Raw genomic sequence first — 13,958 nt, 5'->3', positions numbered from 1 at the left:
GGATTGTTACTGCAAAAAAGGCAAAACCTAAACGTTGAATAATGATAAGCTTACTGCTTTGTCATTATTCAGTGTTTAGGTTTTTTTTAAACCTTCATTACACATCAAAGGAGCAATTCACAATGGATAAACAACAATTGTCCAAGGACATTTTGAAGTTGGTTGGTGGCGAAGAGAATGTTGATCAAGTCACACACTGTATGACAAGACTTAGATTTAACTTGAACGACAACAAAAAAGCAGACAAAGCAACACTGAAAAATACACCAGGTGTTATGGGTGTTATGGAGAACGGTGGACAGTTCCAGGTCATTATCGGTAACGATGTGCCTGTAGTGTATAACGCACTGGTAGGTAACATGTCCAAAGGTGCGAACGCTGGATCTTCTGGTGCTTCAGCTTCAACTGGCGAGAAGAAAAAGAGAAATCCAATAAGCGCGTTGTTCGACTTCATCTCAGGTATGTTTACACCAATCCTGCCTGCGATTACCGGTGCAGGTATGATCAAAGGGATCGTGGCGATCCTTGTCGCACTTGGTTGGTTGTCTGATACAAGCTCAACGTATATCATATTGTCAGCCATTGGTGATGGTGCTTTCTACTTCTTGCCAATCATTCTAGCAGTCAGTGCGGCACGTAAGCTGGGTAGTAATATGTACATTGCTGCGGCGCTTGCTGCGGGAATTATGCACCCGACCATTACAGCTTTGCTAGCTGATGGCCACAACTCATCGTTTATGGGGATTACAGTAATTGCAGCAACGTATTCTTCTACAGTTATTCCGATTGTTCTTGCAGTTTGGATCGCTTCATATGTAGAGAAAGCTGTTGACCGTGTTATACATGCTTCACTTAAATTGCTCATTGTTCCAACGGTTACCCTGCTAATTATGGTTCCTCTGACACTGATGACTGTCGGACCATTGGGTACAGTTCTTGGTAACGGACTATCTGGTGGTATTTCCTGGTTGTTCGATAATATGTCCATTTTTGCAAGTATCTTGATCGGTGGTACGATGTCACTATTGATCATTACAGGTATGCACTATGCTTTGTTGCCAATCGTCGTTGGTTCGATGACAACATTAGGTTACGATTTTATTATTCCATTGATGTTCGCAGCTAACTTGGCACAAGGTGGTGCAGCATTTGGTGTGGGTCTCAGATCCAAAAATGCACAAACCAAGTCGCTCGCGTATTCCACGGGTTTGACTGCTATTATGGGAATCACCGAACCTGCAATGTACGGAATTAACATGAAATTCAAAAAACCGTTTATCGCAGCTCTAAGCGGTGGTGCTATCGCTGGTGCGTTTATGGGGATCTTCAATGTTAAATCTTATGTTATTACAGGACTTGCGGGTCTTCCGAGTATCGCAGCATTTATCAGTCCAGCAGTAAGCACATTGATCTATGCTCTAATTGGTGGTTTGATTGCAATCGTAGCGGCAGCCATCATTACGTACATCTTGGGCTTCAAAGAAGACAATGCTCCACAACCGGCTGCAACAACACCGGCTGCTGAGCCTGCTACAGCAGCAACAACTGCTGCTCCAGCTGTAACTGAAGAAGCAAAAGCACAGGATGAGCAAATTTTCAGCCCAATGACTGGGGAAGTTAAACCACTTAGCGAAGTACCAGATCCAGCATTCTCGGAAGAAATTATGGGTAAAGGGTTTGCTATTCAGCCGACAGAAGGACGTGCCGTATCTCCAATTAACGGAACAGTGTTCTCCTTGTCGAAGAGTGGACATGCGATTGGTCTTGTAAGTGATACGGGTGCAGAAATGCTGATTCATATCGGGATCGATACCGTGAAGCTGAAAGGTCAATTCTTCTCTCCTAAGGTTCAAGCTGGAGCGAAGGTGTCCGTAGGTGACGTATTGATGGAGTTCGACCGGGAAGAGATCGAAAAAGCCGGTTACACGACAATTACACCTGTCATTATTACAAACATGCATCAGTATGAATCCATTGAATCTGCTGGACGTACAACGATCACAGAGAAAGAATTGATCTATACGGCTAAAGCATAAGCACTGGTTAAATAAGAATAAAAGCAGCAGCCCTACGGAGGATATTCGTAAGGCTGCTGCTTTTTTTGAGCAGATTTAATTTGTTAATACGTATTGAAAAAAATCGGAGTTCAGTAACCGTTCTTCGACTGAATTCTATATTCAACTTGATAATGCCTGAAGGTACCCATGATTAAAAGCCTACTTTTTGAACAACCTTGACCTTCCTCAGCTCCTTAAATCTACTTAGCTATCCGCTTGCAAGGTGCTTGGTGACTTCTCGGTGATGGACGGCAGAATATCTTCAACCATTTGTACAAAGTGCTGAGCGGGCTTGGATAGATGACGATGATGCAGCCATACAAGCGCTGATCCAACGGTTGAGGATTGGTCAATAATGCGATAGATATGTAAGGCATGTTCATGATGTAGTTGAAGGACGGTACGTGGCACGATTGAACTTGCAAAACCTAGACGTACTAGCTCCATCAGCATCGCAACATCCGAGCATTCCCCCATAATGGATGGACTTACGTGATGTTCACGAAATCGATCGAGAATTAGTTCAAACATCCCTAGCCCTTCCGTGCTTGGTAATAAGAGTGGAATGTGAGCGAGCTGCTTCAAATAAGTCTCACCGTTCATCCCCGTTTCAAGAGGTGTAGCCGAGATATAGTAGAGAGGCTCGTGGGGTAAATGCAGCACTTCGTAATGCTCTGTTCGTACGGGCATCCGTACACAGGCCAGCTCTATTTTGCCATCATCCAGCAACTGACACAGTTGCGCAGATTCATTTTGCTGAATTTTATAAGTAACCTTTGGGTGTGTCATTCGAAATTGTTGAAGTACCCGGGGCAGCAGACTGTCCGAGATCGTATTCATGCCTAGGTTGAGTTTACCGCGGACACCTTGGCGAAAGTCCTGTATTTCCATGACGGCTTCTTCCATGTATTTGGTTATCGTAATGGCATATTCATAGAAGCTTCGACCAGCTTGTGTCAGTTCCATTGTCCGTCCTTGGCGCTCAAATAAAGCGACACCTAGTTCTTCCTCCATCAGCTTAAGTTGCTGACTTAAGGGAGGTTGTGCCATGTGCAGTCTTCGTGCTGCTGCGGTAATTTGCTTCTCTTCGGCAATGGCTATAAAATAACGACATTGTTTAATATCCAAAAGGATGCTCCTTACTAACAAGTATATGTAGATCATATAGAAAGCCAATAAAACATGTATTTTTAATATACTACATCTCCATGGTACTATACATAAGGTTTAGACATTTACCTAGTGAGGTTGGGCTAACATAAGCCGTGGAATATTATCGTATCACGAAAGGAATCAACACGTATGACCAAACAACAAGAGCATCTACGAACTCCAAATGTAAAACAATTCTCTTCTTCCGTTCTTGCAGGTATCCAATGGTTTTTCTTCTTATTTACAAATACCGTTGTTGTGCCGTTATCCATTGGGCATAATTTTCAACTTACACCAGAAGCTATTGCTACATCGATGCAGCACTCCTTTTTGCTGACAGGAGCTGTTTGTATCTTACAAGCGATATGTGGACATCGCTATGCGGTAATGGATGGGCCCTCAGGGCTGTGGTGGGGGTTGACACTTAGCTTAACGGTCTCCGCTTCATCCGCAGGAATGAGCCTCGAACGGGTTGGCGGAGGACTGACAGCAGGCTTTATACTGGCTGGATTAACGATGGCTATCCTAGGTTGGATGGGTGCTTCTCATGTGCTTCAGAAGCTGTTCACGCCAATGGTTAAAAGTGCGATGTTATTTTTATTAACCATTCAATTGACCATGAATTTCTTCAAGGGCATGATTGGATATACGGAGTTTGGCACATTTAATCTACCGGTTGCGGCATTATCTATACTCATTGCGGTTCTTGTTGCGTGGATTCAGTTGAAGGGGAGAGGCAAGCTTGCCAATTATGCGATCCTGATCGGTATTATTGCGGGTTGGATTGCTTATCGTATAATCATTCCTGGACACCAGAGCACCGAGACACGAGCAGTGGGTGAGTTCTTCACCTTTTTTCCATGGGGTACGCCGAAGTGGGAGCCTGGAATCGTCATTACCGCTTTTTTTGTTGGGCTGGTGAATATGACGAATTCCATTACAACCTTAGGGGCTGTGGAGAAAATGTATGGGGTCCAAACGACGGCTCAGCAGTATAAACGTTCCTATGGATGGACTGGAATGTTTACGGTTATCGCTGCATGTGTGGGAGTAATTCCCTTTGGTGCATTTGCTTCTTCCATCGGGTTTCTGGAGAGCACCCGTATTTTGCGTCGATCAGCTTTTATACTGGGAGCTGGGTTGTTATGTATGTTGGGGCTGATGCCTATGTTGACGAGTTTCTTTGCTCAAATGCCACCGAGTGTGGGCAGTGCTGTGCTATTTGTAGCTTATTTGCAAATGTTTGGTACGGCAATACGAACGCTAGAAGGCACGGTCTTCAATTCCAAAACGATTTATCGTATTGCTCTTCCCATTCTTACGGGTGTTGCGATTATGAACATACCAGCGGAAGCATTTCAGGGTCTGCCCATCTATCTCATTCCTATGATCAGCAATGGTCTCGTCATCGGTGTGGTGATATCCCTTGTGTTGGAATCTACGGTGAAGTGGTCTAACTTGGATAACTCAGCCAAGCCAAGTAAAGCGGCTTAAAGTTAGGAATATAACTCTTTTTCAACAACAGTCCTATCTATGGTATAGGGCTGTTTTTTTTGTCATTTGTACCTATTTGACGATAATTCTATTTTGTCCTGCAAGCATACGCATTTCTCTAAATAAACGTTCTTGCTGGTCTTCGGCAACCTCAAACTCAACGCCATAGTGCCAGTGGTTTCCTTTTTCCGCACCCCAACGCAGTAAACCCTCCATATATAAAGGTTCTTCCGTTAATGTTGTATCGAGCCCAATTCGGATCTCATTGGAATCTACGTTTAACCGGAGCGGGAAGGAGAGCTGACAGCCAGAACGACTGATATCGCATAGCTCGGCTTGAATGGGTTTGTCTGGAGCAGGTGACCCGTTAATGCTTATAATGTACACTTCCGATGTTATAGGTTGCTTTAAAAAATAGCGAAAAGGTGTTTTTCTCTGGTTGATTGACATGTGCTCCTCCATATATTTCAAAAAAGTCAGTTATCGTTATATCGTCAAAAGAACAGTAGAAATGAAGAGAAGTGAAGGAAGTCAGGAGGGTAGGGGATCGCAAAAACAAATAAATATACTCCGTATCCTGATGAGTCCCGAGAGATGGTACAAGGGAAAGATCGTTCTCAAGTTCCTTTAACAGTTGGAGAGAGCTTGATATAATGCTGAACATAGTGTGCAAGAAACTCGTATTATTTAAAAGGGTTGAACGATTACATAGAACACACAATTCAGATGTGTTATAGAGAAGAGGGGCTTAACATGAGACAAGCACCATTTAGCTTTATTACAGATACGGCCACCATGTGTATATACGATTTGGGTACATTGAAACATCGTTTGCAGGATACGGTGGACTGGTGGTCGATTCCGGAGGATGAACTGGCCGAGGTTAATGCTGGACATTGTCTTTTTATTAATCTGGGTGCAGATGGAGCATATGATGTGGATTGGAGCCTGAACGTCTCCTTATCAGAAGGGGAACGCACGGGCGAAGGGGATGTTTACCATCTTAACGTGCCTACAGGCAAGATCTTTATGGGTGCAGCAGAGGATGTTACAGCGGACGAGCTTGAGCCTGATGAGGCGTGTGAAGGCGTGCTACTGGAGATTGAACCAGGCAATTATGCCTGCATCATATGGAGGGAGAACAATCATATCCATGTGACGTTGGAACCCAGCGTGAAGGGCAGTAATCATTTGGAAGATTTGATACGCATCTGACTGAATTAGGAGGAGCAAAGGATGTACGAACAACAATTAGCACGTATACAGGACAAGCTGCATACACTGCGAAATGCTGATGTAGAGCTAAGTTTGTTCGGAGCGGAGAGTCATGAGTATGTGCTTGATCCGGTATGGACTACGGAACAGATGAAGCAATTTGAGCAGAAGTGGAAGGTGCAACTGCCGGAAGATTATCAGGCTTTTTTACTAACGGTAGGTGCAGGTGGTGCAGGTCCTTATTATGGGCTGGAGAAGCCCGAGGATGGGGTATATGCGGTGCTGGGTTATGGTGATGAGTTAAATGCGATATCCGATCCTTGTATATTAACGGAAGCATGGAATTGGGATTATGACTGGTATGATGATAGCCGAACAGAAGAAGAGTGGAGCCGTCTTGAACATGAATACTATGATCCAAAGTGGTCTGCCGGGATGCTGCGTATCAGTGACTTTGGCTGTGGAGTTTCTATGAATCTGGTCGTCAAAGGTTCTTCCTACGGAGAGATCTGGGCAGATGATCGTGCCAACAGTAACGGAATCTATCCGGATCATTATATGGGAAATAAGGAACGACTTTGTTTCCTGGACTGGTATGAATTGTGGCTGGATCAGTCATTGTTAGAATGTGAGGAACAAGTAAAAGAATCGAATGCAAACATGAAGGATGAAGCTTGAGAACAATGTAAGGTGAGCTAGGAAAGGGAGGCGTACATATGGGCTGGGAGTATGGAATCCAGGTAACACCTGCCGTGAAGATTCCCGAAGTTATAGAACGACTAAGCAATGTTATTATTGTGCCTGAAAACTATAGCATAGAGCGCACTCCAACAGGATTTGCCATTGTACAGGATCATGTGGCTTGGCCGGAAGTGATGCAGTTGTCGATTGAACAAGCTGCCGGACTTGAAGAACTTGAAGACGGTGCACAATATATCTATTGTTTATTCCATATCGGAGGCGAGCTAGCTTCCACTTGGTTAAGGCAGATGCAGACCGAGACAGAACGTATAGACGGATTGAGTGAATGGTTTGAACTCTAATGTTGTTTGTGACTTGTAATCAATTGAGGTTTCCACATGTTGCATTGTACTGATTATGAAAGAGGCTTCTCCCATGGGGCTAACCCCATCTAAGGAGAGAGGCTTTTTTTGCTATAAAAAAACCGTTTGGGCAGTTCACCCGTCATTACATATAGAAAGAGAGAAGAGGAGGGGTTACGAGGTTGGGAACCAATGCTGAGATGAAAAAGATGGTTTTCATTCAGACGAACGATGAAACGGTGTTTGTTCAATCCATCATGGAGCATCAGGATACATTGTTCTCTATTGCCTACAGTTATCTGCGGAATCGTCATGATGCATTGGAAGCCATTCAGGAGATGACATGCCGGGCATGGATGAAACGCAGATCTCTCAAAAATGAGAATGCATTCAAATCCTGGATCATCCGCATTCTGATCTACATCTGCATTGATGAACAGAGACGGCGTAAACGCACCACGCCGATTGCAAATGAAGAACTGGATGATGCATTGACAGATGCTGCCACGGGATATGGGATTGACGCCGATCAATTGGCGATCCGCACTGTGCTGCAATCGATTAAACCGAAATATCGTCATGTGTTGCTGCTAAAATATTACAACGATATGACGTTAGCTGAAATTGCAGCAATTCTTGGGAAACCCGAAGGTACGGTTAAGACATGGCAGCACAAAGGGCTGGAACAGCTTCGTAAATTGATGAAAAACCGGGGGGATTGGCATGGATACTAGTCCAGAGGAAAAGGTATTAATCGCGGATGCTGCCCGGTTACAGCGGGATGTGCGGCAGATGAATAAGTCCGAGACCACCCATGCGATCCAGCGTGGACTCGCGAGGGCGCGTAGGGCGAGGAGACATGATCGAAGCCTAGCGATGAAGTGGATTTCGGTGCTTCTTGTGGTGGTCATTGGTGGAGCTTGGCTGGTGTCAGAATTCTATGAGCGTACACCGAAGCAACTAACAGCAGGAGAGCAAGCAACGTATTGGGAGAAGCTTGAGCCTTTTCGTACCTTATTTCAAAGGGATACTGATCGGAGCACAATGGTGTCTGCTATTAATCATGGCTATGTGCAGATGGTTGACCGGACTGTTGTATCAGACTCCTATGAGCTCACGGTGAATGCAGTTACGGCAGACAGGACCAGATTAATTGTGTTATACACAGGTAAGACGGATGCCACGCAAGATATTTACTCCGTGAACCAAGTGAAGGTTGTAAATGCGGAGACGAATCAATCTCTTGGATCAATGCAAGGCCTCAATGTACCGACAAACGAAAATACGATATATGGTCGGACGTACGTTATGTTGGATCCGAATGAACCGATGCCTGAGAAGATAACGATGACCTATCAAATTTCGTCCAATACTCCCAATGTTGAACAAGGTTCAGCTACAGTCAAAAACGAGACAGCTCGATTTTCGGAGCAGATGAATATCTCATTTACATTGGATTCAAGATTTGTTAAAGCTAAGACAGATGTGATAAAGCCTAACTATTCATTTACATTGGAAGGTCATTCGTTTTTGTTATCTGAAGTAGAGATGTCACCACTCTCAACAAAAGTCCTAATCCAAATGGAGAACAGTGAGAACATGGATGATGAAGAGAAACAGTCCATGATGGATCTGATCAGGGGAGTCAATATAAGGTCTATAACAAAGGATGGTCGAATCACATCACTAGGTTCATTCTCCAATTATTTTTCTGGAGACGCTTTAGTATCTCTAGGATCGGATCGTGTCTCGGAAGATGGCATAATCTATATTCTAGGTAGTAATTTGTTGGATGACCCTCAATCACTAACATTCAGGCTTCATTCTCAGCCGGGCAAAGTGTATGATTCAATGAATGAAGTGGAGAAGGATATGTTAGAGATCAAAATTAAATAGATGCGAAAATTTGATAGCGAATAAAATCAGGACGAAGCACCTTCTTTCTTCGGAGGAGAGTGCTTCGTCTTCTTAAATGTGCAGACCCAGTGCGTTGTTGCGAAATAAATAAAAATTATATTTTTTGCATATTTTGTATTGTCACATGACCAGTTACACGATATAATCGTGTTGCAAGGAAAAAAATTACAAAGGATGGTGGAATTTTGAAGAAGTTTTCGGCTCTTTTACTCGCGGTCACTTTATTGTTGTTAACCGTCTCCGCAGCTCCTCCTACTACATACGGTGCAGCCAACTTCCCGAATACGGGAACGAACGGGTTGACGGGTTTTGCCGGTAACGCCAAGAGTGTATCTGGTGTTTCTAAGTCGGCTGTTACAGGTGGTAAGAATGGCCCGATTATCTACATTAACAATCTGAACGACCTCAGAACACAAGTGGCAGATACAGCGCCTAAAATTTTGGTCATTGAGAAAAATATCTCTTCATCCACCCTGCAAAAAGTCAACTTTGGTGCCAACAAAACGATTGTGGGTTCCTACGACAATCACAAGCTCACCAACATCAACTTTAGATCCACAGCTAGCTCAAGCAATGTGATTTTCCAAAATTTAAGATTTGAACACTCTGCCAATATTAACGCGAATGATGACATCCAACTTTACATCACTTCAGGTAACAACTACTGGATTGACCACGTGACGTTTGCGGGTCACAATTATAACGTCAATGGTAGTGATGTGGACAAGCTGCTCTACGTTGGAGATCGTGCCGATTTTATCACCATCAGTAATTCTAAATTTTCGAATCATAAGTATGGCGTTATCTTAGGTCACCCTAACGATGGAAACAGCAGCTATAATGGCGTTCCCCACATCACAATGTCCAACAATTACTTTGAGAATATATATGTGCGTGGTCCTGGGCTGTTCCGGTATGGCTATTTCCATTTGAAAAACAATTATGCTAACAATTTTAGTCAGTCCATTACAGTAGGAGAGAAAGCGCGTATTTATTCGGAGAACAACTACTTTGGTGCTGGTGCGGAAAAAGGCGGCATCGTAGATGATAAAGGCAAGGGCGAGTTCACCGATACAGGTAGTACGCCTGCATTGAGCGCGAAAACTTCTCCAAAAACGAACTGGAGACCTAGCACGAACTACAGCTATCAAGTCCAATCTGCAAGCTATGCTAAAGACTTTGTAACGAAATATGCAGGTTCATCGAATACCACTCTTGTATTCGGAAAATAGGAATTACTCAAAGAATAGACCCCCATCGGTGATAGGGGTCTATTCTTGTTTTATATTAGATGAGCATGTCTCTAGATATCAAAAGTGTAATGAATGTAAAATTTATATTTAATTTAAATTAGTATATGCCGATATAATATTAGCGTGTATTGCTCTCAATAGATAGAATGCGTCAGATCCAAAGATAAATGAGTCTGTGAGTATGCATCTTTTTAAGAGTGAGGCATGAGAAATGAATGTACATATGAGTTTAAACGATGGTGTTTGATTTTAACTAAAAGGGCGGAGAATGAATGAATCGTTACGATGAAATTATGTGGAACAGAAACAAAATCATCACTATCATCTTATGGTGTGTAGTAGCACTGGGGTTTGCGATGCTCTTTATGCATCCAAAGTTAATTGTTTCGAACATTATCGCGATTTTGTTCGCATCCTGGACTACTTACGCTAATGTGAAGAAAAAGCACATTCATCTAATTCCATGGATCATTACGATTCTTATAATTGGATGTGGGATTTATGGCGGATGGGGAAGTAACCAATCCATTATGACCATTTTGATTTCTTCCGTTTTACTATTGTATCCAGATAAGAAAATGTTTCTGATTGGCTTCTTAGTGATGTATGCGAATGATATTCTTAAGTTGTTCATTCTTCCAAGCACGACGGCCGAAGTTTTTAATAAAAATATGACTCAAGTCATTCTTGTCGGAGCAATTGGTGGGATTCTATTTTTGGTTGCACATATGTCTCAGAGGCTCTTCCGTGAAAGTGAAAAAAGATGGGCTGAGGTCGAGCAAACTCGTGTCAGGGTAGAAGCGATGCTAGAACGGGTTAAAGTTTCGGTTACAGGATTAACAAGTTTCACAGATCAATTGAAGCTTAAGGTTGATGAAACTGGTTCAATTATGAATGAGGTAACGATTGGATTCAGTGAAGTGGCAAAGGGTGTGGAGTTCCAGGCCACGAGTGTAGCGGAAATATCAGGCTCCTTGTCCCAATCCGATCAGCATATTCGAGACGTAGCGGTTAACTCGTCTAAAATGAAGGAATTATCTTCGCACATGACCCAAAGCACGCAAACAGGAAGTACTCAAATGGAGCAGTTAAACGTACAGATGCAGGGGATTTCTGATCAAATTAAGATCACTGCGGATGATATGGAACGATTCAATCAAGAGAGTGAGTCTATGACCGTACTATTAAGCAGCATCACGGAAATTGCCAGTCAGACGAATTTACTTGCCCTTAATGCTGCTATTGAAGCGGCTCGTGCTGGAGAACAAGGTCGTGGTTTTGCCGTCGTTTCGGAAGAGGTTCGCAAGCTCGCTGAACATTCCGGACAGTCGGCACAGGAGATTGCTACGGTGTTGGCCAGATTGAAAGTACAGACTCAGACTTTGACAGATCGATTTATTAGTATCCGAGAGTCATTGTCAGAAGGCCAAGAAACTGTAGAAACAGCTGAAGATGTATTCCGTACGATTAATGGCAATTCTCAGCATGTCCTGAGTCAAGCGATGGATATTGAAGGTAGCTCGGCGACCATGAAAGATGCTTCAACCAAAGTAGTCAATGAAGTCGCTGAAATTTCGAGTGTGACGGAGCAATCCAGTGCAGCGGCAGAAGAGATTCTGGCAAGTATGGAGGAACAGCGCAATCTTACGCAGAACATCGTGAGTAGCTTTGATGAGTTGGAATTGTTAATCAGGAGTTTGAATGAATTGGTAGCGGATGATGAGAATTCATCGGATGTTATTGTTCCAAGTGAGTAATCAGCATAAGTTTGAAGAATTATGATTCGAGGTAAAATAGAGCCTGTCCTAACGTAATAACGTAAATGGATAGGCTCTTTTGGTTTTCATTAAGTTGAAGGGCAGGAATAATAAGGGTTGTAAACGAATACATAATGTGGCGTCCAAAATAAGTTGATTAACGTGATTTAACCGTTTGAGTAATGTAGCATCATAAACTAAAAGGAGTAACTTCACCCTATGCAGAATTTACATAACTTTGTTTCAGATTACACGCAAGATAAGAAGTACTTACATCTTGCGATCGGGATGATTAGAGGGGACGATATTAAATACTTTTCGTTTAGTAATGATAAAAAGAAAAGTATAGTTCCTGTTGAGAATAGGTTATTTGAAATCGGCTCTATAACGAAAGTATTTACATCCATTCTTTTATTAGCAATGGAGGAAGAGAACTTGCTTTCCTCGGATGACATGGTTGGTAAGTTCCTGCCAAACGTTAAGAACGATTATTTGAATAGAATTACCTTGAAGAACCTTGCTACTCATACCTCGGGATTACCGATTCTGGCAACCAACCATAATATGGCTAAGAAAAGAGCGGATCCTTATTCAATGTATACTGAGGAAGATTTAACTGCTTTTTTAGCTACAGCTGATTTCACCGATGGCATTGATTCATTTGGATATTCCAATCTTGCTGTGGGTCTGCTGGGCAACATTTTATGTAAGGTGTCAGGAAGGACATATGATGAACTGTTAAAAAGATATATAACTGAACCGCTAAATATGAAAGAAACAGCCGTTATGCTTAATTCGGAACAGGATAGCAGATTTTTGAATGGACATGCTTCAACGGGCAGAAGAGTCCCTCATTGGAATCTTTCGATACATGAAGGAGCTGGTGGGATCAAGTCTTCTATTCGTGATATGAGTTTATTGGTTCAAGCCAATCTGAACGATGATCATCCGATTGCCTCTATACTAGCCAAAAGTCATCTTCCGAACACCATTGGCAATGCTAATCTTTATTTTGGCTGGGCTGGGGATAACATTCAAGATAAAGAGGTTCTCTGGCATAACGGAGGTTCAGCGGGTTTTAACAGCTATTTAGCTTTCAATAAGGAACTCCGTGTAGGAGTAGTATTACTATCCAATTATTCTTTTTTCTCAAACGTGCTTATTGATCATTATGTTGCTCAATTAAAGAAATGGATTACTAGAAAAGAGCCAGTTCAAGCAATAATGATAGACTCTGTAGGTATAGAAATACTTGAAGCAATGTTAAGTAGCGAATAAACTAGGGACGAGCCATTAAAATAATAATACATATATGGAGGTAACAAAGTTTGAATACTCACTATTATTTCAGTTGGTTTAATCATTTTTTTCCAGAGAAGCTGGTCAGATTGTTGCATGAGGATATTACAGACAGACAATCGCTTGTCATGATTAGCGCTGATCCTTCTAACTATGAAGATGATCAGGTTAACTTTAATGATATTTCGGAATGGACATGGTTGAAGCAGGCTGACATTATGTTCGATGAAAATCATTTCGTTGATTACCGTATGCCGAAGGAAGATGCCCAGCGTTTCATTCAGAACGCTTCTGTCATTTTTTGTTGCGGTGGATATCCTGTTTTGCAGCACGATTTTTTGGCGGATTATGAATTAACGGATGTTATTAAGAACAGCAATGCCGTTATCATAGGTGCCAGCGCGGGCTCGTTAAACATGGCTGCCAAATGGTTGAACTTGGAGACTACTAGCGACGAAGTTGAAGCAAGCACTATTTACGAAGGGATGGGCTTTGATCATTTTGCCTATGAATCTCACTCTCAACGCGACTACGCCACGTTTGTTCAAGGCTACCTGAACCCTTTGTCAGAGGAAATGGATGTTTATGCGGCAGAACAGGAGAGCGCTATGCGTGTGAAGGACGGCAAAATAGAAACAATGGGGCCTATATATTTAATTTCCCACTCAAAGATTCAGAAATTGGCTGAGACGCTCTAATTAGGGTGAGTGCTGTGGCTTGTGACCTGACAGCAAGCTTTCATATCTCCGTACGTATAGTTTGGCAGAAATA

At 42.7% G+C, this 13,958-nt stretch carries 13 protein-coding genes; 11 read left to right on the top strand and 2 right to left on the bottom strand.

What is annotated here, in order from left to right:
• Positions 1 to 122: 122 nt before the first annotated feature.
• Positions 123 to 2,036: a beta-glucoside-specific PTS transporter subunit IIABC gene (locus MH215_RS04125; protein WP_239288375.1), complete on the top strand. Its 1,914-nt coding sequence runs from the start codon at positions 123 to 125 to the stop codon at positions 2,034 to 2,036.
• 225 nt (positions 2,037 to 2,261) lie between these two features.
• On the opposite strand, the gene MH215_RS04120 is transcribed toward MH215_RS04125, so the two are convergent.
• On the bottom strand, positions 2,262 to 3,185 hold the full coding sequence (locus tag MH215_RS04120) for a LysR family transcriptional regulator (RefSeq protein WP_239288373.1): 924 nt from the start codon (positions 3,183 to 3,185) through the stop codon (positions 2,262 to 2,264).
• Between the two features lie 174 nt (positions 3,186 to 3,359).
• On the opposite strand from MH215_RS04120, the gene MH215_RS04115 reads away from it, so the two are divergent.
• Entirely contained in the window at positions 3,360 to 4,703 is a 1,344-nt protein-coding gene (locus MH215_RS04115) for a uracil/xanthine transporter (protein ID WP_239288372.1), read from the top strand.
• A gap of 72 nt (positions 4,704 to 4,775) precedes the next feature.
• Here MH215_RS04115 and MH215_RS04110 read toward each other — a convergent pair whose 3' ends face one another.
• Entirely contained in the window at positions 4,776 to 5,153 is a 378-nt protein-coding gene (locus tag MH215_RS04110; protein WP_128103088.1) for a PilZ domain-containing protein, read from the bottom strand.
• A 303-nt stretch (positions 5,154 to 5,456) separates the two neighbouring features.
• Between MH215_RS04110 and MH215_RS04105 the strand changes: the two genes are divergently transcribed.
• The 9 genes from MH215_RS04105 (at position 5,457) to MH215_RS04065 (ending at position 13,885) form a co-directional block, all read left to right on the top strand.
• Positions 5,457 to 5,918, top strand: a complete 462-nt coding sequence (locus tag MH215_RS04105) for a DUF6386 family protein (protein ID WP_239288371.1) — start codon at positions 5,457 to 5,459, stop codon at positions 5,916 to 5,918.
• Between the two features lie 21 nt (positions 5,919 to 5,939).
• The gene (locus MH215_RS04100; protein ID WP_239288370.1) at positions 5,940 to 6,596 is read left to right on the top strand and encodes an SMI1/KNR4 family protein; all 657 of its coding nucleotides are present in this window, start codon (positions 5,940 to 5,942) and stop codon (positions 6,594 to 6,596) included.
• A 38-nt stretch (positions 6,597 to 6,634) separates the two neighbouring features.
• Positions 6,635 to 6,961: a hypothetical protein gene (locus tag MH215_RS04095; RefSeq protein WP_239288367.1), complete on the top strand. Its 327-nt coding sequence runs from the start codon at positions 6,635 to 6,637 to the stop codon at positions 6,959 to 6,961.
• Between the two features lie 182 nt (positions 6,962 to 7,143).
• A complete protein-coding gene (locus tag MH215_RS04090; protein ID WP_239288366.1) occupies positions 7,144 to 7,695 on the top strand; it encodes an RNA polymerase sigma factor in 552 nt (183 codons plus the stop codon).
• Positions 7,685 to 8,857 (top strand): DUF4179 domain-containing protein, encoded by a 1,173-nt coding sequence (locus MH215_RS04085; protein WP_239288365.1) that lies wholly within the window; start codon positions 7,685 to 7,687, stop codon positions 8,855 to 8,857. Before MH215_RS04090 ends, MH215_RS04085 begins: the two co-directional genes overlap by 11 nt.
• A gap of 206 nt (positions 8,858 to 9,063) precedes the next feature.
• Positions 9,064 to 10,110 carry a pectate lyase family protein gene (locus MH215_RS04080; RefSeq protein WP_239288364.1) on the top strand — a complete coding sequence of 349 codons (1,047 nt, stop codon included), beginning with the start codon at positions 9,064 to 9,066 and terminating at the stop codon, positions 10,108 to 10,110.
• Between the two features lie 293 nt (positions 10,111 to 10,403).
• Positions 10,404 to 11,888 carry a methyl-accepting chemotaxis protein gene (locus MH215_RS04075; RefSeq protein WP_239288363.1) on the top strand — a complete coding sequence of 495 codons (1,485 nt, stop codon included), beginning with the start codon at positions 10,404 to 10,406 and terminating at the stop codon, positions 11,886 to 11,888.
• Between the two features lie 219 nt (positions 11,889 to 12,107).
• The gene (locus tag MH215_RS04070; protein ID WP_239288356.1) at positions 12,108 to 13,166 is read left to right on the top strand and encodes a serine hydrolase domain-containing protein; all 1,059 of its coding nucleotides are present in this window, start codon (positions 12,108 to 12,110) and stop codon (positions 13,164 to 13,166) included.
• Positions 13,167 to 13,216: 50 nt separating this feature from the next.
• Positions 13,217 to 13,885 carry a Type 1 glutamine amidotransferase-like domain-containing protein gene (locus MH215_RS04065; RefSeq protein WP_239288355.1) on the top strand — a complete coding sequence of 223 codons (669 nt, stop codon included), beginning with the start codon at positions 13,217 to 13,219 and terminating at the stop codon, positions 13,883 to 13,885.
• Positions 13,886 to 13,958: the final 73 nt, after the last annotated feature.

Origin of the sequence: Paenibacillus sp. ACRSA, assembly GCF_022346845.1 — a bacterium.
GTDB lineage: Bacteria > Bacillota > Bacilli > Paenibacillales > Paenibacillaceae > Paenibacillus.
This window is presented reverse-complemented; position numbering and strand designations above follow the sequence as displayed.